This window comes from Flexivirga sp. B27, from assembly GCF_052905685.1.
Window position 1 is genome coordinate 1,627,041 of sequence record NZ_JBPYUM010000001.1, and the last position, 26,873, is coordinate 1,653,913.

Annotated in this window: 30 protein-coding genes; 14 read left to right on the forward strand and 16 right to left on the reverse strand. The window is 68.5% G+C overall.

What is annotated here, in order from left to right:
- Positions 1–78 precede the first annotated feature (78 nt).
- On the reverse strand, positions 79–708 hold the full coding sequence (locus ACSZL9_RS07470) for a helix-turn-helix domain-containing protein (protein WP_446664833.1): 630 nt from the start codon (positions 706–708) through the stop codon (positions 79–81).
- Positions 709–816: 108 nt separating this feature from the next.
- Here ACSZL9_RS07470 and ACSZL9_RS07475 point away from each other — a divergent pair, with 108 nt between their 5' ends.
- Positions 817–1,380, forward strand: a complete 564-nt coding sequence (locus ACSZL9_RS07475) for an NADPH-dependent FMN reductase (protein ID WP_446664834.1) — start codon at positions 817–819, stop codon at positions 1,378–1,380.
- A gap of 80 nt (positions 1,381–1,460) precedes the next feature.
- Here ACSZL9_RS07475 and glmM read toward each other — a convergent pair whose 3' ends face one another.
- The 3 genes from glmM to rplM form a co-directional block, all read right to left on the reverse strand.
- Positions 1,461–2,816: a phosphoglucosamine mutase gene (gene glmM / locus ACSZL9_RS07480; RefSeq protein ID WP_446664835.1), complete on the reverse strand. Its 1,356-nt coding sequence runs from the start codon at positions 2,814–2,816 to the stop codon at positions 1,461–1,463.
- Positions 2,817–3,176: 360 nt separating this feature from the next.
- Positions 3,177–3,683 carry a 30S ribosomal protein S9 gene (rpsI, locus tag ACSZL9_RS07485; protein ID WP_446664836.1) on the reverse strand — a complete coding sequence of 169 codons (507 nt, stop codon included), beginning with the start codon at positions 3,681–3,683 and terminating at the stop codon, positions 3,177–3,179.
- Between the two features lie 33 nt (positions 3,684–3,716).
- A complete protein-coding gene (gene rplM, locus ACSZL9_RS07490) occupies positions 3,717–4,166 on the reverse strand; it encodes a 50S ribosomal protein L13 (protein WP_446664837.1) in 450 nt (149 codons plus the stop codon).
- A gap of 215 nt (positions 4,167–4,381) precedes the next feature.
- Between rplM and ACSZL9_RS07495 the strand changes: the two genes are divergently transcribed.
- The 4 genes from ACSZL9_RS07495 to ACSZL9_RS07510 all read left to right on the forward strand — a co-directional run bounded on the left by ACSZL9_RS07495 (position 4,382) and on the right by ACSZL9_RS07510 (position 7,052).
- Complete coding sequence (locus tag ACSZL9_RS07495; protein ID WP_446664838.1) at positions 4,382–4,942, forward strand: winged helix-turn-helix domain-containing protein; 561 nt, start codon at positions 4,382–4,384, stop codon at positions 4,940–4,942.
- Positions 4,943–5,119: 177 nt separating this feature from the next.
- Positions 5,120–5,530 carry a VOC family protein gene (locus ACSZL9_RS07500; protein ID WP_446664839.1) on the forward strand — a complete coding sequence of 137 codons (411 nt, stop codon included), beginning with the start codon at positions 5,120–5,122 and terminating at the stop codon, positions 5,528–5,530.
- Positions 5,531–5,598: 68 nt separating this feature from the next.
- On the forward strand, positions 5,599–6,180 hold the full coding sequence (locus tag ACSZL9_RS07505) for a carboxymuconolactone decarboxylase family protein (protein ID WP_446664840.1): 582 nt from the start codon (positions 5,599–5,601) through the stop codon (positions 6,178–6,180).
- A complete protein-coding gene (locus ACSZL9_RS07510; protein WP_446664841.1) occupies positions 6,177–7,052 on the forward strand; it encodes an RNA polymerase sigma-70 factor in 876 nt (291 codons plus the stop codon). Before ACSZL9_RS07505 ends, ACSZL9_RS07510 begins: the two co-directional genes overlap by 4 nt.
- Before the next feature lie 134 nt (positions 7,053–7,186).
- Here ACSZL9_RS07510 and ACSZL9_RS07515 read toward each other — a convergent pair whose 3' ends face one another.
- The gene (locus ACSZL9_RS07515; protein ID WP_446664842.1) at positions 7,187–8,131 is read right to left on the reverse strand and encodes a phosphotransferase family protein; all 945 of its coding nucleotides are present in this window, start codon (positions 8,129–8,131) and stop codon (positions 7,187–7,189) included.
- A gap of 235 nt (positions 8,132–8,366) precedes the next feature.
- Between ACSZL9_RS07515 and ACSZL9_RS07520 the strand changes: the two genes are divergently transcribed.
- Entirely contained in the window at positions 8,367–8,795 is a 429-nt protein-coding gene (locus ACSZL9_RS07520) for a PPOX class F420-dependent oxidoreductase (RefSeq protein WP_446664843.1), read from the forward strand.
- Here the strand turns inward: ACSZL9_RS07520 and ACSZL9_RS07525 are convergent.
- Positions 8,792–10,492 (reverse strand): ABC-F family ATP-binding cassette domain-containing protein, encoded by a 1,701-nt coding sequence (locus tag ACSZL9_RS07525; RefSeq protein ID WP_446664844.1) that lies wholly within the window; start codon positions 10,490–10,492, stop codon positions 8,792–8,794. The genes ACSZL9_RS07520 and ACSZL9_RS07525 overlap by 4 nt on opposite strands.
- 159 nt (positions 10,493–10,651) lie before the next feature.
- Here ACSZL9_RS07525 and ACSZL9_RS07530 point away from each other — a divergent pair, with 159 nt between their 5' ends.
- From ACSZL9_RS07530 to ACSZL9_RS07550, 5 genes are all read left to right on the forward strand, one after another.
- Entirely contained in the window at positions 10,652–10,840 is a 189-nt protein-coding gene (locus tag ACSZL9_RS07530; protein WP_446664845.1) for a hypothetical protein, read from the forward strand.
- Positions 10,841–10,899: 59 nt separating this feature from the next.
- Entirely contained in the window at positions 10,900–11,658 is a 759-nt protein-coding gene (locus ACSZL9_RS07535; protein WP_446664846.1) for a LamB/YcsF family protein, read from the forward strand.
- Positions 11,655–12,311, forward strand: coding sequence for a 5-oxoprolinase subunit B family protein (locus tag ACSZL9_RS07540; protein ID WP_446664847.1), 657 nt, complete (start codon positions 11,655–11,657; stop codon positions 12,309–12,311). Before ACSZL9_RS07535 ends, ACSZL9_RS07540 begins: the two co-directional genes overlap by 4 nt.
- Positions 12,308–13,186 (forward strand): 5-oxoprolinase subunit C family protein, encoded by an 879-nt coding sequence (locus ACSZL9_RS07545; protein WP_446664848.1) that lies wholly within the window; start codon positions 12,308–12,310, stop codon positions 13,184–13,186. Before ACSZL9_RS07540 ends, ACSZL9_RS07545 begins: the two co-directional genes overlap by 4 nt.
- Before the next feature lie 66 nt (positions 13,187–13,252).
- Entirely contained in the window at positions 13,253–16,705 is a 3,453-nt protein-coding gene (locus tag ACSZL9_RS07550; RefSeq protein WP_446664849.1) for a phosphodiester glycosidase family protein, read from the forward strand.
- A 46-nt stretch (positions 16,706–16,751) separates the two neighbouring features.
- On the opposite strand, the gene ACSZL9_RS07555 is transcribed toward ACSZL9_RS07550, so the two are convergent.
- Positions 16,752–18,122, reverse strand: coding sequence for a WS/DGAT/MGAT family O-acyltransferase (locus ACSZL9_RS07555; RefSeq protein WP_446664850.1), 1,371 nt, complete (start codon positions 18,120–18,122; stop codon positions 16,752–16,754).
- A 126-nt stretch (positions 18,123–18,248) separates the two neighbouring features.
- Here ACSZL9_RS07555 and ACSZL9_RS07560 point away from each other — a divergent pair, with 126 nt between their 5' ends.
- Positions 18,249–19,313: an alpha/beta hydrolase gene (locus tag ACSZL9_RS07560; RefSeq protein ID WP_446664851.1), complete on the forward strand. Its 1,065-nt coding sequence runs from the start codon at positions 18,249–18,251 to the stop codon at positions 19,311–19,313.
- Here the strand turns inward: ACSZL9_RS07560 and truA are convergent.
- Positions 19,247–20,077, reverse strand: a complete 831-nt coding sequence (gene truA, locus ACSZL9_RS07565; protein WP_446664852.1) for a tRNA pseudouridine(38-40) synthase TruA — start codon at positions 20,075–20,077, stop codon at positions 19,247–19,249. The two genes, ACSZL9_RS07560 and truA, sit on opposite strands and share 67 nt — an antisense overlap.
- Positions 20,078–20,127: 50 nt before the next feature.
- On the opposite strand from truA, the gene ACSZL9_RS07570 reads away from it, so the two are divergent.
- Positions 20,128–21,324 carry an MFS transporter gene (locus ACSZL9_RS07570; RefSeq protein ID WP_446664853.1) on the forward strand — a complete coding sequence of 399 codons (1,197 nt, stop codon included), beginning with the start codon at positions 20,128–20,130 and terminating at the stop codon, positions 21,322–21,324.
- A gap of 117 nt (positions 21,325–21,441) precedes the next feature.
- Positions 21,442–21,936, forward strand: coding sequence for a nucleoside deaminase (locus ACSZL9_RS07575; RefSeq protein WP_446664854.1), 495 nt, complete (start codon positions 21,442–21,444; stop codon positions 21,934–21,936).
- Between the two features lie 228 nt (positions 21,937–22,164).
- Here ACSZL9_RS07575 and rplQ read toward each other — a convergent pair whose 3' ends face one another.
- The 8 genes from rplQ to ACSZL9_RS07615 form a co-directional block, all read right to left on the reverse strand.
- Entirely contained in the window at positions 22,165–22,875 is a 711-nt protein-coding gene (rplQ, locus tag ACSZL9_RS07580; protein ID WP_446664855.1) for a 50S ribosomal protein L17, sunset domain variant, read from the reverse strand.
- Positions 22,876–22,939: 64 nt separating this feature from the next.
- Complete coding sequence (locus tag ACSZL9_RS07585; RefSeq protein ID WP_446664856.1) at positions 22,940–23,959, reverse strand: DNA-directed RNA polymerase subunit alpha; 1,020 nt, start codon at positions 23,957–23,959, stop codon at positions 22,940–22,942.
- Between the two features lie 318 nt (positions 23,960–24,277).
- The gene (gene rpsD / locus ACSZL9_RS07590) at positions 24,278–24,886 is read right to left on the reverse strand and encodes a 30S ribosomal protein S4 (protein WP_446664857.1); all 609 of its coding nucleotides are present in this window, start codon (positions 24,884–24,886) and stop codon (positions 24,278–24,280) included.
- A 33-nt stretch (positions 24,887–24,919) separates the two neighbouring features.
- Entirely contained in the window at positions 24,920–25,324 is a 405-nt protein-coding gene (gene rpsK, locus ACSZL9_RS07595; protein WP_446664858.1) for a 30S ribosomal protein S11, read from the reverse strand.
- A gap of 62 nt (positions 25,325–25,386) precedes the next feature.
- On the reverse strand, positions 25,387–25,761 hold the full coding sequence (gene rpsM, locus ACSZL9_RS07600) for a 30S ribosomal protein S13 (RefSeq protein WP_325548875.1): 375 nt from the start codon (positions 25,759–25,761) through the stop codon (positions 25,387–25,389).
- Between the two features lie 212 nt (positions 25,762–25,973).
- Complete coding sequence (gene rpmJ / locus ACSZL9_RS07605) at positions 25,974–26,087, reverse strand: 50S ribosomal protein L36 (RefSeq protein WP_446664859.1); 114 nt, start codon at positions 26,085–26,087, stop codon at positions 25,974–25,976.
- A 63-nt stretch (positions 26,088–26,150) separates the two neighbouring features.
- Positions 26,151–26,372, reverse strand: a complete 222-nt coding sequence (infA, locus tag ACSZL9_RS07610; protein WP_006946284.1) for a translation initiation factor IF-1 — start codon at positions 26,370–26,372, stop codon at positions 26,151–26,153.
- Between the two features lie 306 nt (positions 26,373–26,678).
- Positions 26,679–26,840 (reverse strand): hypothetical protein, encoded by a 162-nt coding sequence (locus ACSZL9_RS07615; RefSeq protein ID WP_446664860.1) that lies wholly within the window; start codon positions 26,838–26,840, stop codon positions 26,679–26,681.
- Between the last annotated feature and the right edge of the window lie 33 nt (positions 26,841–26,873).

Sequence of the window (26,873 nt, forward strand, 5' to 3'; positions counted from 1 at the left end):
GCACCGGAGCCACGGCGGCGTCGGCATGTGTACTCCGACCTTCACACACCGCCCTCGGCGGGTGTGCGGCGGTCCCCCTTACTGGCCAGTCACCTCGGGCTCCGACCGAGCGGCGACCATCGCCCGGGCCGCGTGTTGCCAGCCACCGACGATCTCGCCCAGCGTCAGGCCACGCTCTGCGATCAGGTGCTGGGTGACTTCGGCGTCCAGTGGTCCGAGCAGCGCTTCGACCAACACCTCCACGCCGTCGCGGACTCCGCACTGTCGCAACAACATCCGCACGTGCGTCGCCGACACCTCGCGGGCGGGGACGCGGAATTTGTCGACCGTGTCGCTGGATCCCGCGCGCAGCAGCGGCCCGTGTATGGCGAACAGGCGCACCCGCGCGGCGCCATACGCCAGCAGGCGCTCGAGGGGCGGCGCGTCGGGGCCGAGCGGCGGCGGCCCGGACAGGAAGCTGCGCTGGAAGGCGCGCTCCGCATCGTCGGTCAGCGCGGCGAACAGACCCGAGCGACTGCCGAACGCCCGGAAGATCGTGCCCTTGCCGACACCGGCGCAGGCGGCCAAGCCGTCCATGGTCAGCGCTGCGGCGCCGTCCCGCTCGATCACCGCGCGTGCGGCGGCGAGGATCCGGTCCGCGTTGGCCGCGGCGTCCCGACGGGCGCGCGGCTGCGCGGTCGCCATCGGCAGGGGTCGCGGTGTGGGCATGCCCACAGTGTTCCATCCCACGGACACTCGGGTTGCCCGACGGAAGAAAAACGGACTATGGTCCGTTTAGTCTCTTCGGAAGTTTCCCCAAGCCGTGAAAGGCAGCACATGACCACCACACTTGCCGTACTCGTCGGCAGTCCGCGCTCTGCGTCGATCCATCGACAGCTGGCGCAGGTCGCCACGCAGGTCGCGCCCGAAGGCACCACCGTCGAGATCGTCGACTACCTCGACACCCTTCCGCTCTACAACCAGGACATCGACACCGACGATGCGCCGGAGGCGGTCGCCCGCCTCCGCGCCCAGATCGCTGCCGCCGACGGTGCGCTGCTGCTCGCCCCGGCCAACAACGGCACGCTGAGCGCCGTGTTGAAGAACGCCATCGACTGGGCATCGCGCCCCTATGGTGAGTCCTGCCTGACCGCGAAGCCGGTCGCCGTGTCCTCCGCCGCCATCAACACCTCCACGGTCGTCGAGCATGCGCACCTCGCCGTGACCATCGCCGGCGGTCAGCCGCTGCCCGAGGCCAGCGCGACCTTCGCGCTGCGCGACCTGGCCGACGTGGACGTCGCGACCCACGAGCCGATCAGCACTGCGCTGCGCGCGACCCTTGCCTCGCTCGTGCAGGCGACCGAAGCGGCACAGTCCGACACGGCCGCCGGCGCCGCCTGAGCGGCGTCGCCACAGCGTCATACGCGAAGGGGGTGTGCGGAGCCAGTTGCTCCGCACACCCCTTCGCGATGTGTGCCGGGTCAGGCCGTCGCCATCGCCAACTCTCTGGCGACGACTTCGGCGAGTTGCTCGGCGATCTGCTGCGCCCGCTCGGCGGAGGCAGCCTCCACCATCACCCGGACCACCGGCTCGGTGCCGGACTTGCGCAACAGGACCCGGCCGAGTCCGCCGAGCTCGCGCTTTGCGTCGGCGACCGCAGCCTGCACCACCGGGTGGTCGTCAACGGCGTGCTTGTCGACGCCGCGCACGTTGACCAAGCACTGGGGCAGTCGCGTCATACAGGTCGCCAGGTCGGCCAGTGAGCGACCGGTGGATGCCACCCGGGCGGCGAGCATCAGACCAGTGAGCACCCCGTCACCGGTGGTGCCGTGCTCCAGCAGGATGACGTGCCCGGACTGCTCGCCACCGAGCGAATAACCACCGCGGCGCATCTCCTCCAGCACGTAGCGGTCACCGACGTCGGTGCGCATCACGTTGATGCCGGCCGCGCTCATCGCCTGCATCAGGCCCTCGTTGCTCATCACCGTCGCGACCAGGGTGTCGCCCGCGAGCGCATGCCGCTCGTGCAGGTCGAGCGCCAGCATCGCCATGATCTGGTCGCCGTCGACCTCGACTCCGTTGGCGTCGACCGCGAGACACCGGTCGGCGTCCCCGTCGAATGCGAGCCCGAGATCGGCTCCCACCTGCGGCACCGTCTCCTGCAGGTGCTCCAGGTGCGTCGAGCCGAAACCGTCGTTGATGTTGAGGCCGTCGGGGTCGGCACCGATGAGCGTGACCTTTGCGCCGGCCCGCTCGAACGCCTTGGCCCCGATCTCGCTCGCCGCGCCGTGCGCGGTGTCGAGCACGACGTGTAGCCCGTCCAACCGGCTCGGAATCGCACCGAGGAGATGGGCGACATACTTCTCGGCGCCCTCGGGGTAGGGCTTGACGCGGCCGACCTGGTCACCGGTCGGGCGCTCCCAGTCACCGCGCAGGCGGGCCTCGATGGCGTTCTCGGTGGCGTCGGGCAGCTTGTGGCCGCCGTGCGAGAAGAACTTGATGCCGTTGTCGGGCATCGGGTTGTGCGACGCCGACAGCATCGCGCCCAGGTCGGCGCCGATCGCTGCGGTCAGGTAGGCGATCGCCGGCGTCGGCAGCACCCCGGCGTCGAAGACGTCGACGCCCGCCGACGCCAGGCCGGCGATGGTGGCGGCGGCGAGGAACTCACCCGACGCGCGCGGGTCGCGCCCCACGACGGCGATGGGCCGGTGCCCGGAGAGCTCGCCCTCCTCGGACAACACCCGCACGGCTGCGACCGACAGGTCGAGCGCGAGCTCAGCCGTGATGTCCCGATTGGCCAGGCCACGCACACCGTCGGTGCCGAACAAGCGCCCCATGGATCACCTCAAACTCTCGTGACCGCGGCGCGCGAATGCGTCGGCGGTCGAAATTCAACCCTCAGCAGGGTAGGCGACGGCGATGCCCGCCGGTAAATCCGAGCAGGCCGACGTGCGCCTCATCACATCATGTATGACGTACGACGACAGCCGCAGGTTGTATGGCGCCATCGTCCCGTCCCCACCGACCGACCGACGGCACTTCGGGACGCGCGGCAGCGGCAGTTGGAAGTGGCGACAGCACAGATCGAGGCGGCCGGATGACAAGCCGACCTGCAGCCGCACGACGACCGCTATACGACAAGCGCCGCAGCGAACTTGTTCGCTGCGGCGCTTGTCGTATAGCGCGAGGAGTAAGGCTCAGCGCTTGGAGTACTGCGGAGCCTTACGGGCCTTCTTCAGACCGGCCTTCTTGCGCTCCGGCACACGCGCGTCGCGGGTGAGGAAGCCGGCCTTCTTCAGTGCCGGGCGGTTGAGCTCCTCGTCCACGCCGTTCAGCGAACGGGCGACACCGAGGCGGACGGCACCGGCCTGGCCGGAGGGGCCACCACCGTGGACGCGCACGAGCACGTCGTAGGCACCGTCGAGCTCGAGCACGGTCAGCGGCTCGTTCACGATCTGCTGGTGCACCTTGTTGGGGAAGTACTCCGCGAGGGTGCGGCCGTTGATCTTCCACTCACCGGTGCCGGGCACGATGCGCACGCGGGCGATGGCCTGCTTGCGGCGGCCGGTGCCGGAGCCCGGAGCCGAGGCGCTCGGACGCGCGGTGGGCTCGTCGCCGGCCGGCGCGGTGCTCGACTCGGAGGTGTAGCTGGTCACCTGGGGCTCGTCGTCCTCCAGGACGTCGACCTGTGTCTGGTCGGTCATCTCGTCAATTCTCCTTGGAAGTCCGGCGGGCGCTTACTGCGCGACCTGGGTGATCTCGAACGGCTGGGGCTGCTGCGCGGCGTGCGGGTGCTCCGGGCCGGCGTAGACCTTCAGCTTGCTCAGCTGCTGGCGAGCCAGGGAGGTGTGCGGCAGCATGCCGCGGATGGCCTTCTCGACGGCCTTGGCCGGGTTCTTGGCCATCAGCTCGGTGTAGGAGGTGGTCTTCAGACCGCCCGGAAAACCGGAGTGGCTGTAGGCCTTCTTCTTCTCGAGCTTGGCACCGGTCAGCGCGACCTTGTCGGCGTTGATGATGATGACGAAGTCACCGGTGTCGGCGTTCGGCGCGAAGGTCGGCTTGTGCTTCCCGCGCAGCAGGATCGCTGCCTGGGTGGCCAGCCGGCCGAGGACGACGTCGGAGGCGTCGATGACGTGCCACACGCGGTCCTGCTGGACCTGCGCCGGCTTGGGCGTGAAGGTACGCACGAGTCTGCCTTTTCTTGTTGATCGTGGACTCGGGGCGACCGGTGGTCACCCTGTAGCTCGGTGGCTGCGCGCAATGCGCAACAGCACTCAATTCTACGGGCCGCCGACATACCGCCCAAATCGAGCGGATCTGGCGTCATACCAACGCTTTTCGATTGTATGACGCAACGCGCCACACCATTTACACACGACGTGTGCACAACTATTGTGCATTCATGGCCTCCTCCCGCTCCACCGGATCGGACCAGTTGCGCGCGCTCGCCCACCCGCTGCGGTCCCGCCTGCTGGCCCAGCTGCGCGTGCACGGACAAGCGACCGCGACCGAGCTCGCCGCCGCGCTCGACACCCACACCGGCGCGACCAGTTATCACCTGCGGCGGCTCGCGGAGGCGGGCCTGATCGAGGACACCGGCGCCGGCACCGGTCGCCGCCGGGTCTGGGCAGCCGCCGAGCCGGTGCGGTCGGCCGATCCCGAGCCGATGGACGAGGACGACCTCGCCGCCGAGCAGTGGTTGCAGCGCGACTACGTGGAGCACTTCGCCGAGCGGGCCGATGCCTGGATCGACGAGAGCGCGAGCTGGCCCGCGACCTGGCAGGAGCACTGCGGCCTCGCCGACCACGCGGTCCTGGTGACGACCGAGCAGCTCACCGCCCTCGCCGCCGAGATGGCCGAGGTGATGGAGCGCTACCGGCGGGCAGGTGCGGGGTCGCCGGGCGCGAAGCGGGTTGCGGCATACACGGCGTTGCTGCCGGTGGATCCGCCGCCGAGCACCTGACCGCATTTCTCGGCCCGGACCGGCAGATCGTGCGCCATACCGCACTCTCTGCCGGCCCCGGACAAATCCAGGAGGCCGATATCAAACGGCGCCGGTGCACACGGTGATTGTCTGGGTAGCCGGGGTCTGCGGCGATCGGGTCGCAACAGAGACCCGCGTCGACGAGGAGGGGTCCAGGTGGGACAGCCAATCGTGTACTTCGAGATCGAGGGCCGGGACGGCCAGGCACTGCAGAGCTTCTACTCGGAGCTCTTCGGATGGGCGGTCAATGCAGACAACCCGGGCAACTACGGAGTGATCCAGCGCCAGGACAGGAGCGTCGGCATCGATGGTGCGGTATTCGGAGTGCCCGAGGTCCCTTCGTCAACGTGGCGTGGACCGACACGTGCCGAGGGCTACGCCGGTGGCGTGACCGCGTTCGTCCAGGTCCCCGACGTCGAGGCGGCGCTCACGCGCGCCGAAGCCCTCGGTGGCACTCGCATGCAGGGCCCGGATGACGCTCCCGGCGGTATGACCATGGGCAAATTTACCGACCCGGAGGGTCGGCTGATCGGAGTCGTCGGCCCACCACCGAGTCAGGGCAGCTGAACCGGCTGTCACAGATCGGCGCCGGCCGGTGTCCCATGCCTGACAGACACCGACGAAAGGCGATCGACATGCCCTCCACAAGTACGTTCCGGATCCCCAAGGCGCCCATCACCGGGGTGTATGGCGCGGTCATGCGCACCTACGCGCGCCGCAAGTGGGGCGAGGTGCCGGACAACGGATACGTCTATTTCCACAACAAGCCGGTGATGAAGGCGGTGCTCGGCTTCGAGCAGAAGGTGCAGCGTTGGAAGGCACTCGACCCGCACCTGCAGAGCTACGCGACGATGGCTGCCGCCGGCGTCATCGGCTGCAGCTGGTGCCTCGACTTCGGCTACTTCACCGCCAAGGACGACGGCCTCGACCTGGCGAAGGTGCGCGAGGTCCCGCGCTGGCGGGAGTCGGACGTCTTCAGCCCGCTCGAGCGTCGGGTCATGGAGTATGCCGAGGCGATGACCGCCACTCCCCCGGAGGTCACCGACGAGATGGTCGCGCAGTTGCGGGAGGACCTCGGTGACCCGGCGATTGTCGAGCTGACCCAGCTGGTCGCGTTGGAGAACATGCGGTCCCGCTTCAACTCGGCGGCGGGCCTTGCCTCGCAGGGATATTCGGATGTGTGTGAGTTGCCGCTCGCCATACCATCGCAGTCGTGAGTCAATCCGCAGAGGCCACAGACACTTTCGTCACCCACCGCAACCTGCTGTTCACGGTGGCCTACGAGTTGCTCGGGTCGGCCGCGGACGCCGAGGACGTCCTGCAGGACACCTGGCTGCGGTGGAACGACGTCGACCAGCGGACGGTGCGCGAGGCGCGCGCCTACCTCGTGCGCATCGCAACTCGACTGTCGCTCAACAAGATGCGGACCGAGGCGCGGCGGCGTGAGGCGTATGTCGGGCCGTGGCTGCCGGAGCCGCTCCTGACCGCGCCGGACGTCGCCGACGACGTGGAGCTCGCGGACAGCGTGTCGACGGCGATGCTGCTGGTGCTGGAGACATTGCCGCCGGTCGAGCGTGCAGTCTTCGTGCTGCGCGAGGTCTTCCAGCTGTCGTATGACGAGATCGCCACCTCCGTGGACAAGTCGACCGCTGCGGTGCGGCAGATCGCCAAACGAGCGCGCGACCACGTGACGGAGCGACGCCCGCGCGACACCACGTCCGCGCAACGACGGGCGGAGGTCTCGGCGAAGTTCCTCGCCGCGGCGGATACCGGTGACCTGCAGAGCCTGATGGATGTGCTGGCGCCGGACGTCGTGCTGCTCACCGACGGGGGCGGCCTGCGCAAGGCGGCGCTGCGCCCGATCGTCGGCGTCGACAAGGTGCTGCGTTTCCTCGCCGGTGTCTACCCGGAGGGCGGCGCCGCCGAGCAGGTGCACGTCAACGGCGGACTCGGTCTCCGCTTCACCATCGGCGGTGAGACCGATCTCATCGCTTCCGCACGGGTCGAGGACGGCATGGTGACCGGCGTCTACATGGTGCGCAACCCGGAGAAGCTGCAGCGGTTGCAGGAGGTCGAGCTGACCCGCTGAGCGCGTTCGGATTCCGCGCGCCCCATGTTCGCGCCCCATGTTCGCGCGCCCCATGTTCGCGCGCCCCATTTCGCCAGTGACGGCTTCCTCGCCGAGTGACGGTTGTATGGCGCCGTCAGTCAACGATTTCGCCGTCACTCGAGACGCCGCAGCCCTGCCTCGATCAGGCTCTCGACCCGACCGGTCATGCCCTGTATGTCGACGGCACACCGCCCGGCGACCTGGCGACGCATCCACTTGGCCTGGTTGTCGTCGTAGTGCAGCAGCGCGTACAGGTCCCACCACGGGTCGAGCACCGCCCCGACGAGCGACTCGTAGCTGGACCGAAGCTGCTCAGCCCACTCGGTCGAGTGGAGCGCCGCCAGATATCGTCGGCAGTGGCCGATGTCGATGGCGGGTGATCCTCGATGGACGCCGTTCCAGTCGACGAGGCCGGTGATCCTGCCCTGCGACCAGAGCAGGTTCACCGGCAGGAAATCGCCGTGCAGAAAGGCGCTCGAGTCCCGGGGCGGCGGCTCGGTCATCGAGTCGAATGCCGCCATCCACACGTCCGGCCTCCGTGCATCGGTCGGCACGTGGAGGTCGCCGCGCGGAGCGATCCACGAGTCCGTCCAGGGGTCGAACGCCTTCGCCGGCAGATCGAGCGAGTGCACCTGCGCGGCGAGCTCGGCGATCCGCGTCAGCCACCGTCCCGGCTGCGCAGGGTCGAGGTCGACATACCCCGGCAAGCACGTCATCAGCAGCGACGGCAACCCACCGGTCGACGCGACGTCGACGTCCGCCGCCACGATGCTCGGCACCGGCAGCCCACTGCCCGCGACCAGTTCGAGGTTGGTGCACTCCCGCTGCAGCGCCTCGTCCAGCCCAAGTCCGGCCGGATACTGCCGCAGTATGACGAACTCCCGCGATCCGTCGTCCTCGACCGTCAGGCGATGCACGGCCGAGGAGACACCCCCGGTCAGCCGGCGGCAGCCGACGACCCGACTGCCTCGCCCCAGTGACGCGGCGACCCAGGCGAAAGTGTCGTCGGACGGTCGACGCTGTCGGAAGCCGCTCTCTCGCCAGTCCCGCTCGGGCATGAACCCGACGCTAGACCACGAGCCGGCCGGGCCTGCCCCACGAGAGGGGTGGCCGAGCCCGTCCCACGAGAGGTGGCCGAGCCTGTCGAGGTCCCCGGCGTCGTTTCGACAAGCTCAACGACCTCAAAGGCAACTCAACGACCTCAAAGGCAACTCAACGACCTCAAGGCAGGTCAACGACCTCCGGAGCAACGCGTTTGACTTGAAGCTCACTTCAACATCTAGCGTCCGAGCCATGACACCCGACACGAAAGTGTTCACTCCCGACGAGCTGAAGTATCTGCGTTCCCAACACCTGGGCCGACTTGCGACCGAGCAGCCCAACGGCACCCTGCAGGTCAATCCGGTTGGCTTCTCGGTCGATCCGGAGACAGGCGCCATCGACATACACGGCTTCCGGATGTCGGCGAGCCGGAAGTTCCGGAACATCGCGGTGAACGGCAAGGTCGCCTTCGTGATCGACGACCTCCCGTCCACCGACCCGTGGCGAGTGCGCTGCATCGAGATCCGCGGCAGCGCCGAGGCGATCGAAGACGAAGACATCGACGGCGGTGGCCTCATCCGGATCCATCCGACGCGGATCCTCAGCTTCGGCATCGGCGACGACCGGCCACCGCACGAGCTGCAGCCGAACATCCGCAACGTCGGCGGCGCGCGCGACTAACGGGCGCGCTCGACGCGCTCCTCGTCCCACACCGGCTCGGCCGCCTCGCGCACCTTCCCGTCGGATCCGAAGACCAGGAAGCGGTCGAATCCCCTTGCAAACCAACGGTCGTGGGTCACCGCAACCACGGTGCCGTCGAAGGCGTCGAGACCGGCCTCCAGCGCCTCGGCCGAGTGCAGGTCGAGGTTGTCCGTCGGCTCGTCCAGCAGCAGCAACGTTGCGCCGGACAGCTCCAGCAGCAGGATCTGGAAGCGCGCCTGCTGACCACCGGAGAGCGAGGCGAAGACCTGCTCTGCCGCACGCGCGAGCTCGTAGCGGTCCAGCGCCCGCGATGCCTGCTCCCGCGGCATACCGTCGCGATGCTCATCGCCGCGGTGCAGGATCTCCAGCAGCGTGCGCTGCTCCCAGGCGTGCGTGCTGCCGGCCTGCGCCGATTGCGCGAACCAGCCTGGCCGCACACGCGAGCCGAGTCGCGCGATTCCGCTGTGCTGCACAGGTTTCGGAGGGTTGTCTCCCACCGGACGGTGCTCCACATCGGGGTCCGAGCCGCCGGCCGCGAGCAGCCGCAGGAAGTGCGACTTGCCCGAGCCGTTGGAGCCCAGGACGGCGACACGTTCGCCGTACCAGACCTCGAGGTCGAACGGACGCATCAGTCCGGTGAGTTCGAGCCCTTCGCAGATCACCGCGCGCTTGGCGGTGCGCCCACCGGACAACCGCATGCTGACGTGCTGCTCGAAGGGCACCACCTCCGGCGGCCCGGCATCCTCGAACTTCGCCAGCCGGGTCTGCGCGGCGCGATAGCGCGCGGCCATGTCCGAGTTGTATGCCGCCTTGACCTTGTACATCTGCACGAGTTGCTTCAGCTTCAGATGCTCCTCGTCCCAGCGGCGCCGCAGCTCCTCCAGCTTGTTGATCCGGTCGATCCTCGCCTGGTGGTATGTCGCGAAACTGCCCGGATGCACCCACGCGTTCGCGCCGGACGCGGCCGGCTCGAGGGTCGCGATGCGGGTGGCGACATTCGCCAGCATCTCGCGGTCGTGACTGATGAAGAGCACGGTCTTCGGCGAGGCGTTGAGCTGATCCTCCAACCACCGCTTGGTCGGCACGTCGAGGGAGTTGTCCGGCTCGTCCAGCAGTAGCACCTCCTCGGGGCCGCGCAACAACGCCTCGAGGACGATGCGCTTCTGCTCACCACCGGAAAGCGTTGAAACATCGCGGAATTGGGCTCGCTCAAACGGTATGCCGATCGCCGACACCGTGCAGACGTCACACGACGTCTCCCAGTCGTAGCCGCCCACCTCGGCCCAGTCCGCGAGCGCCTGCGCATACGCCAGCTGCGCCGGCTCGTCGTCGCGCTCCATGATCGCCAGCTCGGACTCGTCAACAGCCTTGGCAACCTTGCGGATCCGCTCCGGCGCGACCGTCAGCAGCAGATCCCGGACAGTGAACCCCTCACCCTCGGGGCGCGCCCGGCCGATGAACTGCGGCATCACCGCGAGCCCGCCGGACCGGGTGATCGCGCCCTCGTGCGCGTCGATCTCGCCGGCGATGATCCGCAACAGGGTCGTCTTGCCGGTCCCGTTCGGTCCGACCAGGCCGACCTTCGCGCCCTCGCCGACACGCAGGCTGACGCCGCCGAGCAGCGGCCGGCCGTCGGGCAGGAAGTAGTGCACTGCGTTCACATCGATATGACCCACAGCCGTCAAGCATCACGTATGCACCGGGCACGCGTCATCCGGGTTTCACCCCACACGACCGGGTCCGTCGGTGAAGATCCGGCAACGTGACAACCGAATGCACCGCCCAGGTGGTCTACTGGCAGTAGTCAGATCACCAGATCCATCAGGGAGGACACCATGTTCTGGATCTACTTCTTCGGCGTCTTTCTCGTGCTCTGCACGGCACTGACGCTCATCGTCCGTCTCCGCGGCGGCGGCAACATCCGGGGAGGCACCGGCGTCGACAACCACAACGCGCTGCAGAACGCCGAGGCGCAGATCTACCGGCGGCACAACCAGAGCATGAACAACGGTCCGTTCAACTGATCGTTCGTCCGACACCGCGTCCGGGCCTCGCCCGAACGTGCACGAACTAGCCTGAAACCGTGCACATCGATCTGAACGCCGACCTCGGCGAGTCCTTCGGTCGCTGGCAGCTGGGCGACGACGAGGCATTGCTGCAGGTGATCACCTCCGCGAATGTCGCGTGCGGCTTCCACGCCGGCGATCCGGCGACGTTGGTCCGCACCTGCGCTGCGGCTGCCGAGCGCGGGGTGCGGATCGGTGCGCAGGTCGGCTATCGCGACCTGGCCGGATTCGGCCGACGCTTCATCGATGTCGCCCCCGACGACCTGTATGCCGACGTGCTCTACCAGATCGGTGCACTCGACGGCATCGCCCGCAGCGTCGGCAGCCGGGTCAGCTACGTCAAACCACACGGCGCGCTCTACAACACGGTCGTGCACCACGAGGAGCAGGCGCACGCGGTCGTCCGCGCGGTGGCCGCCGCGGGTGCCGATCTGCCACTCCTGGGACTACCCGGCTCCGCGTTGCTCGCTGCCGCGACGGATGCCGGGATCCGCACGGTGCCAGAGGCTTTCGCCGATCGCGGCTACACGCCCGAAGGCACTCTCGTGCCGCGCAGCCAGGCGGGCGCCGTGCTCGACGACCCCGACGCGGTCGCGGCTCGTGCGGTGCACATGGCCCGTGACGGACAGGTCGTCGCGACCGACGGGTCGATCGTCAGCGTGCACGCGCAGTCCGTGTGCGTGCACGGGGACTCGCCCGGTGCGGTGGCGATGGCGACCGCGGTCCGAGATGCCTTGTCGGACAACGGTGTCGACGTGACACCCTTCATCTCGTGAGCGAGGATCGGACCACACTGACGCTCCGGCCCTTCGGCGCCAGAGCAGTCCTCGTCGAGCTCCCCGACGCCGCGACCCGCCGCGCCCTCACCGCCTGGCTCGATGCCACCGACCACCGAGACGTTGACGTCATACCGGCCGAGTCGACGGTGCTGCTCGATGTCTCGGACCTGTCCGTCGCCGAGCAGGACGCTCGGCGGGCCCTGGCCCGGCTCGGCAGCCGACTGAGCGATCTCGACCTGTCGACACTCCCGGAAGTCGCCACGGACACGGGCGCCATACACACCATCCCCGTGAGGTATGACGGCCCCGACCTGCTGACCGTGGCCGAGCACTTGGCAATGTCCCGTGACGCCCTGATCCAGTGGCACACCGACTCCCCCTGGACCGTCGAATTCCTCGGATTCATGCCAGGTTTCGGCTACCTGACCCGCGCAGACCACAACAAGCCGATGGACCGACGCGAGTCACCACGTGCGTCGATCCCCGGCGGATCTGTCGGCTTCGCCGGCAGTTACTGCGGCATCTACCCGGGGTCGTCCCCCGGCGGCTGGCAGCTGATCGGGAGCACCGACCAGGTGATGTTCGACGCCACGTCGGCCGGCGCCACGCTCGCTGCGAACGATCACGTCCGATTCCAAGCACTGCGATGACGCACCCCCTGACGAATCTCGAGATCCTGCGCACCGGCCCACTGTGCCTGGTCGAGGACCTGGGTCGCCCCGGCCTCGCGGGTCAGGGCGTCACCGCTTCCGGTGCGGTCGACCGCGCTTCACTCGTCCAGGGCAACCGCCTCCTGGGCAACGCCGCCTGCGCGGCCGGACTCGAGGTCTTGCTCGGTGGCCTCGAAATGCGCCCGGACACAGCAGTTTTCGTCGCCGTCACCGGCGCGTGGTGTCCGATCACCATTGACGGCACGACTGCGGCGTTCGGCAGTCCGGTGCTGGTCCCGGCCGGAGCGGTGCTGCGGCTCGGCGCCACACACCGCGGGCTGCGTAGCTACCTGACCGTGCGCGGCGGGCTCACCCCGCAGGGTGCGTTCGGCGGCTCCTGGAGCACGGACACCTCCAGTGGCATCGGCCCAGCGCCGGTGCAGCAGGGTGACCGGCTCCCGGTCGGCGACCCGCGGGCACTGCCTCCGACCGTCGCTACGCTGCTGCCGGTCACCCCGACCGATGAGGTGACCGTCGGCCTCACCCTCGGCCCGCGGCCGGAGTCGCTCGGCCGCTCCGACCGCGACGCGCTGAGTCGCACCCGCGGCACGGTGTCCAGCGACAGCAATCGGGTCGGCATACGGCTCAACGGTTTTCAACTGTCCGGCACCGGTCACAGCCGGCCCAGCGAAGCGATCCCGCTCGGTGCGGTGCAGGCTCCGCCGAGCGGCGAACTCATCGTCTTCCTCGCCGATCACCCGACAACCGGCGGCTACCCGGTGATCGGCGTGGTCGACGCAGCCGACCTGGATCGGCTGGCGCAGTGCGTGCCCGGGACCGGCATCCGCTTCCGGGTTCGCGCTCCGCGGCAATAATGAACACAAAGTGGCAACACGCTCGAAAGTCTTGCCACGGGCAGGCTGAACCGCCAAGGTGTTGTGGTGCTCTCACCCCGTCACAGTTCACCGCCGCCCTCCTCCACACTGCGCACCCTGCTCGCGCTGGTCACCGCACTCTTCGTCGCGGGTGCGCTCGTCGCACCGACCGGACCCGCTGTCGCCGCGACCACCGCCGCACCAGCAACCGCTCCAGGAGCCACCCGTGTCGCGGCCGCTCCGCCCACCACCTCCGGTGACCAACTCGCCGGCCTGGACGGCGCCGACTCGGTCTACAACCGGCAGCGCAGCACGGCGATCGCTCCCGGCCTGGACCTGACGTCCTTCCAGCGGATGCAGCCCGGCGGGTGGGTCACCGGGCGGGTGATGACCGCCGACCTCGACACACCATCGCTCTCCCTCGGCCTGTCCGACGGCGGTGCCGTCTCGGGAGCGAACGCTCCGGTGAGTGAATTCGCCGACCGGTCGCACGTCGTCGCTGCGGTCAACGGCGACTACTACGACATGAACGCCTCCGATGCACCGGTCGGCACGGACATCGCCGCCGGCAAGGTGCACAACGCAGGAGCAACCCCACGACAGGCGTTCACCGTCACGGACGGCAAGGCCGCGATCCGACAGCTGATGTCGGCGGCGACGCTCAGCGCCAAAGGCACCACCGCCAAGGTCGCAGCGGTGAATTCACCCACCTTCCAGGATGATTCGGTCGGCCTGTTCACCTCCCTGTGGGGCAAGTACCCGATCGGTCGCCTGATCGGCACCAGCGAGCACGTCCGCGCGGTCACCGTCACCAAGGGCGTCGTCACCGCGACCAGCGACGACCGCGCTGCACTCGACGAGCCTGCCGACATACCGTCCGGCAGCTCATTGCTCGTCGCCCGCGGCAGCGCCACGAAGCAGCTCGCCGGTCTCGAGATCGGCAACCACGTCGAGCTGACGGTGAAGGCCAACGCCGCGGTGGACCTCGCGGTCGGCGGCAGCCAGCGGCTGCTGGCCGACGGCCGGAAGACCACCGACGACGAGGTGACCGCGGCCAGGACCGCGATCGGGATCAGCAAGGACGGCAGCCGCCTCTGGGTCGTCAGTCTCGACGGCCGCCAGGGCGACAGCCACGGTATGACGATCCAGGAGCTCGCGGCCTTCATGGACGACCTCGGCGCCTGGAATGCCGTCAACCTGGACGGCGGTGGCTCGACCACGATGGTCGCTCGCCCGGCCGGGACCGCGGATCGCTCGGTCGTCGGGCGCCCGTCCGACGGCGGCGAGCGTCACGTGTCCAACGCCCTGGTCTTCCGCTCGACCGCAACCGGACCCTCAAGCGCAGTGTCCCTGCGCACCGACCTGCAACCGGCCGCCGGCCTGCCCGCCGACGGCGCCACCGACACTCTCGTCGGCCTGAGCCGCACACTGCGCGGCACCCGACTGTCCGCCGACCTCGGCCCCGCCCCGGGCGGCGGCCACTTCACGTCGACGCCGGGACGAGTGCTGCAGCAGGTCTCGACAGACCCCGGCCGGGTCGTCGTGCGCGGTCGCGCCACCGGATCCGCGAAGGTCACCTTCCGCTCCCGACGCGCCCACCAAACCGTCCCGATCACGGTGCACGGCAAGGTAGCTCGGCTGTCCGCCTCGTCCTCGGTGCTGTCCATCCCATCCGGTGACGCCACCGGCAAGCTGTCGCTGACCGCCACGGACGCCGACGGTTTCAGCGTCCCTGTCGAGACCCGCGACGTGCAGGTGCGAGCCGGTGACGGAGTCACCGTCGCCGCGGACGGAGTCGACAGCTTCACCGTGACTCCGGCATCCGACAAGCTGGCGACCTCGATCAGCTTCACCGTCGCCGGTCACGAACTGACCGTCCCGGTGACCGTCGGGTATGACGAGCAGACCCTCGCCGACTTCTCCGACGCATCGTCCTGGACCTTCGCCGCCGACCGTGCGACGGGATCGGTCGCACCCACGGAAGGACCCGAAGGCAGCAAGGGTCTGGCCCTCGACTTCGACTTCGGCGCCACCACCGCCACCCGAGGGGCGTATGCCGTGCCGCCCGCCCCGATCGCCATACCCGGGCAGCCTCAGGCCCTGACGATGTGGGTCAACGGCAACGGCAAGGGCGAGTGGCCACGGCTGATGGTCACCAAGGGTGACGGCACGACCACCAATCTCGACCCGGAGAAGGGCGGCAGCAACCCCGTCGTCACCTGGAAGGGCTGGCAGCAGGTGCGCTTCCCGGTCCCGGCCGGCACGCCATACCCACTGACCCTCACCAAGGTCCGCTTCATGGAGACCCGGTCGGACGCGACCTACAGCGACCACCTGGCGATCGCCGGCCTCGCCGCTCAGGTGCCGCCCGCCGTCGACGTGCCCGAGGCCGGCTGGCCGCACGATCCGGCCGTGTCCGACGCGGGCAGCACCGATGACAGCCCGCAGCGGATCGCGGTCCTCAGCGACACCCAGTTCGTCGCGCGAGACCCCGACTCGCCCATCGTGAAGGCCGGCCGTCGCGCCATGCGCGAGATCGTCGCGGCCCACCCCGACCTGCTGGTCATCGACGGTGACCTGGTCGACGAAGCGTCACCTGCCGACATCGCGTTCGCGAAGAAGGTTCTCGACGAGGAGATCGGGACCAAGGTCCCTTACATCTACGTCCCCGGCAACCACGAGGTGATGGGCGGGCCGATCAGCAATTTCGAGGACGTCTTCGGAGCCACTGCCACGCACCGCAACCTCGGCGGGACCAAGATCATCACCCTCGACTCGTCCTCGGGCACCCTGCATCCGGACGGCTCGACCGAGCAGCTGCAGATGCTCGAGCAGCAGCTTGCCGACGCTGCTCGCGACCCGCGGATCACCGGTGTCCTGGTCTTCAACCATCACCCCGTCGACGATCCGCAGCCGGACAAGGCGTCACAGCTCGGTGACCGCTACGGGGCTGCGGCGTTGAAGCGCACCCTGACGAATTTCACTGCAACCACAGGGAAGTCGATCGCGCAGGTCAACGGGCACATCGGCATCTTCTACACCGATGCCGCGGGCGGCGTGACTCGCGTGACCAACGGCAACTCCGGCAAGACACCGAGCGGGTCGGCCGATCGCGGTGGGTTCACCGGCTGGACGATGCTGGGTGTCGACCCCGCCGCCGGTCGGGTGGGCACGGTGCCACGGACCGGTGCACGGTTGCCGTGGCTGCGGGACGAGACTCGTGCCCGCGTCGACTCGCTGAGTCTCATTGCGCCGGCGACACTGCCTGTCGGCGGCACCATGAAGGCGAGTGCAACCATCGGGCAGGACGAGACACGCAAGGTTCCGGTCAGCTGGCCGGTCAGCGCGTCCTGGGGCGGCGATGGTGTGCACGTCGACAACTCAGCGCGGCCACGCGGCGGGGCGATCGTCGAATTCGACCCGGAGACAGGCAAACTCACCGGGTTGCGGCACGGCACGGCTCAGCTGACGGTCGCGGTCAACGGGGTGACCCGGAAGGCGACGATCCGGGTGGGCTGACGGGTGCGTGCAGGTCGTCCGGCATACGCGCAATGCTGCGCGCGGCTCAGGCGACCGCGCCCTCCAACTCGGCCAGCGCGTCCTCCAGGTGGTGGATCATCCGCTGCACGGAGGGCGCGCTCCGACGGCACGCGGTGATGCCGAAGTCGACCTGGTCGTCATAGGTGACGAGGGTGATGTTCATCGCCATACCGTCGACAGGGATGGACGCCGGGTAGGTGCCCTCGAGGTGAGCACCGTTGAAATACATCTGTTTTCGAGGGCCAGGCACATTGGAGATAATGACGTTGAACGGTGGCCTGCCACCGAGGCTGTAGGTCGGCAGCATCGACAGTCCGAGCCCGGCGATGTTGTAGCCCGACATCAGCAGCAACTGCAACGGCGTGAGCTCGCGCATGGTGGTCTTCGCCGCGGTGGTGGACTCGTGCACGTCCTCCAGCCGCTCCACCGGATCCTCGACATCGGTGCCCAGCGTGGCGATCATGGCACCGATCTCGTTGCCGCCGACCTCGCTGCTCTCATCACGCAGGTTGACCGGACACATCGCCGTCATCGAGCGGTCCGGCAGCTCGTCCAACTCGCTCATATAACGCCGCAAGGCACCGCCGCACACGGCGAGCACGACGTCGTTGAGCGACACGTCCGCCGCCTTGGCGACCTGCCGAAAACGGTTCATAGCGAACGACTGCGCGACGAACCGGCGAGCGCCGCCGATGCGACCGTTGAGGACGGTGCGGGGTGCGTCGAAGGGCGTCGTCAGCCCGGTGTCCCGCAGCGACCGGTAGGCGACCTTCAGCGAGTTGGGTCCGATGCTGGCCAGCTCACCGGCGAGGTCGAGCCCGCCGCGCACGACGGAGGCGGGGTCGGGCAACGAGTGACCGGTCCGCTTCCGGGCGGCCGTCGCCTGGATCGTGGCGGCCGGCAGTGCATATGGCGGCAGGCAGTCCGTCGCGTCGGGGTCGGGGCTGCAAGCTCGCTGCATCAGGTGCAGCGCCGACACGCCGTCGACCAGCGCGTGGTGGATCTTGGAGAAGACAGCGACCCGGCCGTCCGCGAGGCCTTCGACGATGTGGACCTCCCACAAGGGACGGTGCCGGTCCAGCAGCGAACCCTGCCAGCGCGAGGCCAGCTCGAACAGCTCCCGCAGCCGGTGCGGACCCGGCACCGCGGAGCGCCGGATGTGGTGGTCCAGGTCGAGGTGCTGGTCGACGGACCAGCGAAAATTGCCCAGCAGACCCACCGGATCCTTCGGTTTCAGGCGGAACCGCGGGCTGACCTGGTCCTCGGCGACGGTCAGCTGGTCCCGCACCCATTCCGGCGACTCGCCGTCCGGCACCGTGAAGAGCTGCAGTCCGCCGACGTGCATCGGGTGCTCACGCGACTCGATCATCAGGAAGCCCGAATCGACTGGTCCCATGCCCGGCATACGTTGCCCGCCTCTCCGCCTCGGTTCACCCAGGTTACGCAACCGTAGGCCTAGGGTTGGGAATCTGACCAGGGAGCTTCACCTCGTGGACACCCTGCTACGACCCGAGGAGCGACGATGACGTCCACCGCACGGCCTGCATCCCGTGCCGTAACCGGTGCTGCTTCGCACGCTGCGAGCCGCATCAAGTTCCCTCGCACCAGCCGCCGTGCGGCCGCGCTGGCCGGCGGACTGCGCACCGTCGGCAAGCCTGCGCTGAACGCCTGGAGTTACGCGCCCGGACTGTCCCGCCTGTCCGGCATCATGGACCGCACCGCCGATCATCTCGCCCTGCCGACCGGCACCTCTGTCGCGACGGTGCAGCTCGGCCCGTGCGACGCCGAATGGATCCGAGCCGCACGCACCCGCGACGACGGCGCGGTGCTCTATCTGCACGGCGGCGCGTTCATCGTCTGCAGCCTCGCCTCGCACCGTCGCCTGGTCGCCGCCACCTCCCGCGTCACCCGGCAACCGGTGCTCAACGTCAACTTCCGGATGCTGCCCGAAGTCACCCTCGAGGGCATGCTCGGCGACTGCCTCGCCGGCTACCGCTGGCTGCTCGACGAGGGTTACCCCGCCGAGCGGATCAGCGTCGTCGGCGACTCCGCCGGCGGATTCCTCGCGTTCGCACTCGCCCTCGCGCTGCGGGACGAGGGGCTGCCGAGGCCCGCATCGATCACCGGTATGTCGCCCCTGCTCGACCTCGACACGGAGCGCAAGGCCGCCAGCCCGCACCGCGACAAGTGCGATGTGTTCAGCGTGCGCAGTTGCCGCGCCCTGCAACGCCTCATCGCGCAGGTCGATGCCGATCACGAGATCGACGGTGACCGCGTCAGCCCGATCGACGCCGACCTGCGGGGTCTGCCGCCGGTGCTGATCCAGATGGGCTCTCGCGAGATCCTGCGTCCGGATGCCGAGGAGATGGTCGACCGGCTTGCCGCCGCAAGCGTCCCGACAACGCTGCAGATCTGGACCGGGCAGGTGCATGTCTTCCAGGCGGCCGCGTCATGGGTGCCCGAAGCTGCGGCGGCAATGCGTGAGGTCGGTCGTTTCGTGCGGTCGAATCTCCCTGCCGCTCAGGGCAGTTCGCGCACCGCACGTGACTCTTCGGCGCGCGCCGCCAGGTCGGCAGCCGGCGGATAGCTGACCTCCTCCAGGCACAAGCCGTGCGGAGGCATCACCGTCACACCAGGGTCGCGACGTCCCGCCGTGAGCACTTCCGCCGGCCATTGCTCGGTATGCCGCCCTGACCCCACGGGGACAACCGCACCCACCAGGGACCGGACCATCGAGTGGCAGAACGCGTCCGCCAGCACGGTGCCGATCAGGACGCCGTCGGCATCGCGGTGCCAGCGGTAGTCCAGCAGGGTGCGGACTGTCGTGGCACCCTCCCGCTTCTTGCAGAACGCCGCAAAGTCCTTCAGCCCCACCAGCTTTCGTGCCGCAGCGTCCATGCTCCCGACGTCGAGCGGGCCGCGCACCACGACCGTGTCGGTCCGTCGGATCGGGTCGGCTGCAGCCGGGTCGTCGACGAGCCGGTAGCTGTAGCGACGCGACACGGCAGAGAAGCGGGCATCGAATCCCGGCGCCGCCGGTGCGACCCGGTGCACCACCACGTCCGCGGGCAGGACTCCCCCGAGCCTGCTGGCCGCCGCCGCACCGGGTGTGCGGTCCGAGCGTCCCGGCAGGGCGGCATACAGCTGCTCATCGACGTCGACGTGACAGACGGCTCCGCGCGCGTGGACTCCGGCATCGGTGCGCCCGGCGACCGTCAGCTTCGGCGGGTCACACCGCAGGATCGTGGCCAGGGCGGTGGACAACTCCTCCTCGACGGTGCGGCGCCCCGGTTGCGCTGCCCAGCCGGAGAAGTCGGTGCCGTCATACCCGAAGTCGATCCGCAGCCGCATGAGCGCGAGCCTATCGGGCGGCATACATGGTCAATCGTCCAATTCGACCCATGCTGACACCCAACCGTGCCAGGATGCCGATGATGAGCTATTCCCCACGCGCCGCGATCGCGGCCGGCTACTTCGCGCAGGGCTGCGTCTTCCTGTCGCTCACGACGCGCCTGCCGAAGTTCGAAGACCACTGGGGCATCTCACAATTGGGCCTGACGCTGATCATGCTGATGATCGTGCTGCTCGCCGGCTGCGGTTCGCTGCTCGCCGAGAAGGTCGCCCCGAGGCGCGGCAGCGCGATCGTGCTCCGTGCGGGACTGCTGGCTATCGCCGTCGCGCTGCTGGTCAGCGGTATGGCGCCCGGCATTCCGCTGCTGGTCGCCGGTCTCGCGGTCTACGGCGTTGCGCTCGGCCTGGTCGACGCGACCACCAACATGCAGGCCGTCTCGCTGGAGCACCAGATGCGGCGCACGGTGCTGCCGTCGTTCCACGGCGCGTGGACCGCCGGCGGCATCACCGGGACGCTGCTGACCCTCGCGCTGCCGCATGCGTCGATCGCCGCGCTCTCGAGCGGGCTGGCGGTGTTGCCGCTCGTCGTGGCGTTCGCCAGGTTCCTGCCGGGCTCGGGCAGCGCACCCAACCCGGAGGCGGCAGAAGGCATTCCGTGGCGGCCGATCCTGCTCGTCGGTGCGGCGTGCGTGATCTTCTACACCGTCGACACGGCGTCGACCACGTGGGGCTCGATCTATTTCGACCACACGCTGAGCGCGCCGGAGAGCCTGGTCGCGCTGGCCACCCTGCCCTATCTGGTCGCGTCGCTCGGTGCGCGGATCGCCGGGGACCGGCTCACCGACCGGGTCGGCGCCACCCGCCTGCTGCAAGCCGGTGCGCTCGTCGCGATCGTCGGTCTGGCGATCGTGGTCGCGGCACCGTCGTGGCCGGTCGGCGTCGCCGGGTTCCTGGTGCTCGGCGCGGGCATCGCGGTCGTCGCCCCGCTGTCCTACTCGGCAGCCGCGGCGCTGGCCCGCGGCTCCGGCGACCTCGACCCGGACACGCTGCGCGCACGCAGCGACGCCGTCATCGCCAGGTTCAACCAGTTCAACTACGTCGGCGCGCTGATCGGCTCGGTCCTCACCGGCGCCATCGGCACCGGGTCGCTGCGCATCGGGTATGCCGTGCCGGTCGTCCTGCTCGTCATACTCCTTCCTCTGGCGAAGGTGTTCGACCGCGACCGCCTGGCGGCGGCCACCACCTGACCCCCCGACCACCCGACCGCCATACATCGCCAGTGACGGCTTCCTCGCCGAGCGACGGCCTCATCTCACCGTCACTCGGCGGGCGGACCGTCACTCGGCGGGCGGTACCGTGCCGGCATGACTGCGTATGACGGCACGCTGACCGACACCGACCTCACCCGACTGCGCCGCTGCGTGCAGTTGGCGACCGAGGCACTGGCGTCGGGTGACGAGCCGTTCGGCTCGGTGCTCGTCGATGCCGACGGCAACACGCTCTTCGAGGACCACAACCGGGTGCAGGGCGGGGACGCGACACAGCATCCGGAGTTCGCGATCGCCCGCTGGGCCGCCGAGCACCTCACGCCGGAGCAGCGCCGAACCGCGGTCACCTACACCTCGGGTGAGCACTGCGCGATGTGCAGCGCCGCGCACGCCTGGGTCGGCCTCGGCAAGATCGTCTACGCCACCAGCACCGAGCAACTCACCGACTGGCTCAACGAGTGGGGCGTCGCGCCCGGTCCGGTGGCACCGTTGCCGATCCGCGCAGTCGCACCGGGTGTCGAGGTCGCCGGTCCGGCGCCGGAGCTCGCCGACGAGGTCCGCGCGCTGCACGCCCGGCTGCACGGAGTATGACGACTCAGCGGCGCCCTGATTTCGCGCCGCCCCGCACGTGCACAACCCCTCAACGGTTGAGGCTTATGCGCACCAAACCGGCCAAACCCGCGCACAACCCTCAACAGTCGCGGGTTATGCGCAGGTATGACGAGCCCGGTCCCGACATACACACACCAACGCGGTCCAACCAAAGAAATGGCCCGGATCCGCAATCGCGGATCCGGGCCAATTCTCGAACCGGGATGGTCACTCCTCGTCGGCGTCCTCGGCAGAGTCGGCGTCGACCTGCTGGGCCTTCTCGCCACCGGCCGGCTCGAAGCCAGCCGCGACGGCAGCCTCGGCGGTGGTGAACCAGACCTCGGCGACGGTCGAGTCGTACCAGCGCGAACCCGCGACGTGGTACTTCATCGAGTCCTCGTTGCCCTTGACGGTGAACTTCTCGGCGTCGGGCGACGCACCGTCCTCGAGCGGCGCTGCCGACTCGGGGCCGAACTTGCCCTCGGCCGGAGCCGAGGCGGCCTCAGCAGCCTCTTCCTTCACCGCGCGCTTGGTGGCGCCCTCGGCCTCGGCCACGACGGCGCGCTTCGGCTTGGCGTTGACCGGCTCGCGGACGAGCTCGATCACGGCCATCGGCGCGTTGTCGCCCTTGCGGGGGCCGATCTTGGTGATGCGGGTGTAACCGCCCTGGCGGTCGGCCATGTCGGGCGCGATCTCGGTGAAGAGACGGTGCACGACACCCTTGTCGCGGATCACGGTCATGACCCGACGACGGGCGTGCAGGTCACCGCGCTTGGCGAAGGTGACCAGTCGCTCGGCGAGCGGGCGCAGCCGCTTGGCCTTGGCCTCGGTCGTGGTGATGCGGTCGTGCTCGAACAGTGCCTGCGCCAGGTTGGCCAGGATCAGCCGCTCGTGCGCGGGGCCGCCACCGAGACGGGGTCCCTTTGTTGGGGTAGGCATTACTTCTCCTTGTATGTCGAATCACGTTGCCCTGCAACGCGATTGGAGCGATCTCAGTGGCGCGTCAGTACTGCTCGTCTTCGGCGAAGCTGCCGTCGGCGTCTTCGTCGTCATACCGATCGGCGATGGCGCTCGCGTCGAACCCGGGAGGGCTGTCCTTGAGCTGCAGGCCCATCTCGACCAGCTTGTCCTTGACCTCGTCGATGGACTTCGCACCGAAGTTGCGGATGTCCAGCAGGTCGGCCTCGCTGCGTCCGACGAGCTCACCCACGGTGTGGATGCCCTCGCGCTTCAGGCAGTTGTAGGAGCGGACGGTCAGGTCCAGGTCCTCGATCGGCAGCGCCAGGTCGGCAGCCAGCGCGGCGTCGGTCGGGCTCGGGCCCATGTCGATGCCCTCGGCCTCGACGTTGAGCTCACGGGCCAGGCCGAACAGCTCGACCAGGGTCTTACCGGCGGAAGCCATGGCGTCGCGCGGGGCGATGGCGTTCTTGGTCTCCACGTCGACGATCAGCTTGTCGAAGTCGGTGCGCTGCTCGACACGGGTCGCCTCGACCTTGTAGGTCACGGCGAGCACCGGCGAGTAGATCGAGTCGACCGGGATGCGGCCGATCTCGTGGTCGGCCGACTTGTTCTGCTGCGCGGAGACGTAGCCGCGGCCACGCTCGACGGTCAGCTCAACCTCGATCTTGCCCTTGTCGTTGAGGGTCGCGATGTGCAGGTCGGGGTTGTGCACCTCGACACCGGCCGGCGGCGCGATGTCGGCGGCGGTGACCTCACCGGGGCCCTGCTTGCGCAGGTACATGACGACCGGCTCGTCGTGCTCCGAGGAGACGACCAGGCCCTTGACGTTCAGGATGATCTCGGTGACGTCTTCCTTGACACCGGGGATCGTGGAGAACTCGTGCTGGACACCGTCGATGCGCAGGCTGGTGACGGCGGCACCCGGGATGCTCGAGAGCAGGGTGCGACGCAGCGAGTTGCCGAGCGTGTAGCCGAAGCCCGGCTCCAGCGGCTCGATGACGAAACGCGAGCGGTTGTCGGAGACAACCTCCTCGCTCAGAGTGGGGCGCTGTGCGATAAGCACTTCGTATTTTCCTTTCCTCAGGGCAACCGCTATTTGATGCCCTGTGAAGCGGCGGGCGACTCTGTACTCGTCCGCCGTTATTCAGTTGTATGTCGCTCGCCGACTGACGGCCATCCGTGCGAGTGACGGTGAAATTTCACCGTCACTCGGCGAGGAAGCCGTCACTGGCGACAGCCCAGACCAACGCACCTGAACGACAAGCCGACCGGCGCGGAGGCAACGACCGGATCGGGTGGCGGAGCTTGCGATCGCCACCCGATCCGCGAGGAGCCGTAGCCAGGAACTCGACGGAAAGAACTGGTCTCGAGGAACGAGAGATCAGTTCTTGGAGTAAAGCTCGACGATCAGCTGCTCGGTGAGCGCAATGTCGATCTGCTCGCGCGTCGGCAGCGAGTGGATCAGGATCTGCAGCGTCTCCGGGACGACGTGCATCCAGGCCGGGGCCTGCCGCTCGCCGACGATCTCGCGGGCCAGCTGGATCGGGAACTTCTCCAGCGACTGCTTGCGGACCGTGATGATGTCGTACTGCTCCACGCGGTATGACGGGACGTCGACGCGCTTGCCGTTGACCTCGAAGTGACCGTGGGTCACCATCTGGCGGGCGGCGCGACGGGTGCGGGCCAGGCCGGCGCGGTAGATGACGCTGTCCAGGCGCGACTCCAGGATGATCAGCAGGTTCTCACCGGTCTTGCCGGGGCGCCGTGCGGACTCCTTGTAGTAGCGGACGAACTGCTTCTCCATCACGCCGTAGGTGAAGCGGGCCTTCTGCTTCTCCTGCAGCTGGGTGAGGTATTCCTTCTCCTGCACCCGACCACGGCCGTGCTGGCCGGGAGGGAAGGGGCGCATCTCGAAGTTCTTGTCGCCGCCGACGAGGTCGGTCTTGAGGCGACGCGACTTCTTGGTGATCGGGCCGGTGTAACGGGCCATGAGTCAAATCTCCTTTGAAGTGTTTGGTCGCGCTCAGCTACGACGCTTGGGCTGGCGGACACCGTTGTGCGGCTGCGGCGTGACGTCGGAGATCGCTCCGACCTCGAGGCCGGCAGCGGCCAGCGAACGGATGGCGGTCTCGCGGCCCGAACCCGGGCCCTTCACGAACACATCGACCTTGCGCATGCCGTGGTCCATCGCGCGGCGCGCGGCGGCCTCGGCGGCCATCTGCGCGGCATACGGGGTGGACTTACGGGAGCCCTTGAAGCCCACCTGGCCGGCGGACGCCCACGAGATGACCGCACCGGTCGGGTCGGTGATCGAGACGATCGTGTTGTTGAAGGTGCTGCGGATGTAGGCGTGGCCCGCAGCGACGTTCTTCTTCTCCTTGCGGCGCACCTTCTTGGCGCCGGAAGCCATACGGCTCTTGGGAGGCATGAATTCTCCTGAAAACTAAAGACGTTGAGGTGTGAGGTGTCCCTGTCGCGGAAGCGACGGGATTACTTGGCCTTCTTCTTACCGGCGACCGTGCGCTTCGGACCCTTGCGGGTGCGGGCGTTGGTCTTGGTGCGCTGGCCGTGCACGGGCAGACCCCGGCGGTGGCGCAGGCCCTGGTAGGAACCGATCTCGACCTTGCGGCGAATGTCGGAGGCGATCTCACGCCGCAGGTCACCTTCGAGGCGGTAGTTGCCCTCGAGGTAGTCACGCAGCTTGACGACTTCGTCCTCGGAGAGGTCGCGGACACGAGTGTCCGGGCTGACGCCGGTGGATTCCAGCGCCGCGGCGGCGCGGGTCTTGCCCACACCGAAAATGTAAGTAAGTGCAACCTCGACGCGCTTCTCGCGCGGCAGGTCGACACCGATCAAACGTGCCATCTGGCATTTCTCCTGTTGTTTCGCAGAGGTCTGGTGCGTGATCGGTCCCGCGTCAGCCGGAGTGGCTGGTTTGCTGGGTCCCGGGCCTCTGCGCCCGGGGTGACGTCCACGTCGGATGGTGCGTATGACGTGAAGTAAGGACCACGCAAATCGAAATTTTCAGTTGTTCACTTCGTGCGTCCGTTGTGCGAAGACGCGAGTCGTGCGAGTGATCAGCCCTGACGCTGCTTGTGGCGAGCGTTGTCGCAGATCACCATGACCCGACCGTTACGGCGGATCACCTTGCACTTGTCGCAAATCTTCTTGACGCTCGGCTGGACCTTCATGTGCCTACTGTCTTGAAGTCAGGCCACCGCGTGCAGCGGTGGCGGTGCGAACATGCCGACGAATCAGCGGTAGCGGAAGACGATCCGGCCGCGGGTCAGGTCATACGGGCTCAGCTCCACCACCACGCGGTCCTCGGGGAGGATCCGGATGTAGTGCTGTCGCATCTTGCCGGAGATGTGCGCGAGCACCTTGTGACCGTTGGTCAGCTCCACCCGGAACATTGCGTTCGGGAGGGCCTCGACGATCGTGCCCTCGATCTCGATGACACCGTCCTTCTTGGCCATGCCTTCCTAACTGCTTCTCGGCGAGACACCCTCCGGTTGAGGGGGCCTCTGGTGACACGGGTATGGCGCGCGAGCGACCGGCTCCGGACACACACCGATCACGCCGCGAGGTGCACGACCTCGAACCTGATGGGTGGTGGCCGAGTGCCACGTGACGCAGACACTCCAGACCCGAAGAGTCAGTCTACCCGTCGTCCCGTGCCGCCCCAAATCGACAAGAGGACGGACACCGGGGCCGACGCAAGCGGCCGACCGCAGAACCATGCGGTTCCGGGCCGGCCACCTCACCTACGAGCGTTGCTCAGCTCATGACGACGCGGGCTTGTCCCCCGTCTCCTGCTCCGGCTTCTCCTGCTTGCGGGAGCCGAGCCGGCCCTCCTCCGGCGACTTGGTGTCCTCGTCGTCCTTCGTCGACCACGCGGCCCAGCCGTCGGCCTCGAGCTCGTTGTCGTCGGGTGTCTGCGTCATGTCTTCTTCCCCTCGTGTATGCCGAGGCATCGA

What these genes read in the sequence shown, in the direction of transcription:
- ACSZL9_RS07575 (WP_446664854.1), top strand. Translation starts at nt 21,442, where the DNA reads ATGACTGCGTATGACGGCACGCTGACCGACACCGACCTCACCCGACTG.
- rpsM (WP_325548875.1), bottom strand. Translation starts at nt 25,761, where the DNA reads ATGGCACGTTTGATCGGTGTCGACCTGCCGCGCGAGAAGCGCGTCGAG.
- infA (WP_006946284.1), bottom strand. Translation starts at nt 26,372, where the DNA reads ATGGCCAAGAAGGACGGTGTCATCGAGATCGAGGGCACGATCGTCGAG.
- ACSZL9_RS07545 (WP_446664848.1), top strand. Translation starts at nt 12,308, where the DNA reads ATGACGCACCCCCTGACGAATCTCGAGATCCTGCGCACCGGCCCACTG.
- rpmJ (WP_446664859.1), bottom strand. Translation starts at nt 26,087, where the DNA reads ATGAAGGTCCAGCCGAGCGTCAAGAAGATTTGCGACAAGTGCAAGGTG.
- rpsD (WP_446664857.1), bottom strand. Translation starts at nt 24,886, where the DNA reads ATGGCCCGTTACACCGGCCCGATCACCAAGAAGTCGCGTCGCCTCAAG.
- rpsI (WP_446664836.1), bottom strand. Translation starts at nt 3,683, where the DNA reads ATGACCGACCAGACACAGGTCGACGTCCTGGAGGACGACGAGCCCCAG.
- ACSZL9_RS07615 (WP_446664860.1), bottom strand. Translation starts at nt 26,840, where the DNA reads ATGACGCAGACACCCGACGACAACGAGCTCGAGGCCGACGGCTGGGCC.
- truA (WP_446664852.1), bottom strand. Translation starts at nt 20,077, where the DNA reads ATGCGGCTGCGGATCGACTTCGGGTATGACGGCACCGACTTCTCCGGC.
- ACSZL9_RS07520 (WP_446664843.1), top strand. Translation starts at nt 8,367, where the DNA reads ATGACACCCGACACGAAAGTGTTCACTCCCGACGAGCTGAAGTATCTG.
- ACSZL9_RS07570 (WP_446664853.1), top strand. Translation starts at nt 20,128, where the DNA reads ATGCTGACACCCAACCGTGCCAGGATGCCGATGATGAGCTATTCCCCA.
- ACSZL9_RS07555 (WP_446664850.1), bottom strand. Translation starts at nt 18,122, where the DNA reads ATGGGACCAGTCGATTCGGGCTTCCTGATGATCGAGTCGCGTGAGCAC.
- ACSZL9_RS07505 (WP_446664840.1), top strand. Translation starts at nt 5,599, where the DNA reads ATGCCCTCCACAAGTACGTTCCGGATCCCCAAGGCGCCCATCACCGGG.
- rpsK (WP_446664858.1), bottom strand. Translation starts at nt 25,324, where the DNA reads ATGCCTCCCAAGAGCCGTATGGCTTCCGGCGCCAAGAAGGTGCGCCGC.
- ACSZL9_RS07560 (WP_446664851.1), top strand. Translation starts at nt 18,249, where the DNA reads ATGACGTCCACCGCACGGCCTGCATCCCGTGCCGTAACCGGTGCTGCT.
- ACSZL9_RS07470 (WP_446664833.1), bottom strand. Translation starts at nt 708, where the DNA reads ATGCCCACACCGCGACCCCTGCCGATGGCGACCGCGCAGCCGCGCGCC.
- ACSZL9_RS07495 (WP_446664838.1), top strand. Translation starts at nt 4,382, where the DNA reads ATGGCCTCCTCCCGCTCCACCGGATCGGACCAGTTGCGCGCGCTCGCC.
- ACSZL9_RS07475 (WP_446664834.1), top strand. Translation starts at nt 817, where the DNA reads ATGACCACCACACTTGCCGTACTCGTCGGCAGTCCGCGCTCTGCGTCG.
- ACSZL9_RS07515 (WP_446664842.1), bottom strand. Translation starts at nt 8,131, where the DNA reads ATGCCCGAGCGGGACTGGCGAGAGAGCGGCTTCCGACAGCGTCGACCG.
- ACSZL9_RS07530 (WP_446664845.1), top strand. Translation starts at nt 10,652, where the DNA reads ATGTTCTGGATCTACTTCTTCGGCGTCTTTCTCGTGCTCTGCACGGCA.
- rplQ (WP_446664855.1), bottom strand. Translation starts at nt 22,875, where the DNA reads ATGCCTACCCCAACAAAGGGACCCCGTCTCGGTGGCGGCCCCGCGCAC.
- glmM (WP_446664835.1), bottom strand. Translation starts at nt 2,816, where the DNA reads ATGGGGCGCTTGTTCGGCACCGACGGTGTGCGTGGCCTGGCCAATCGG.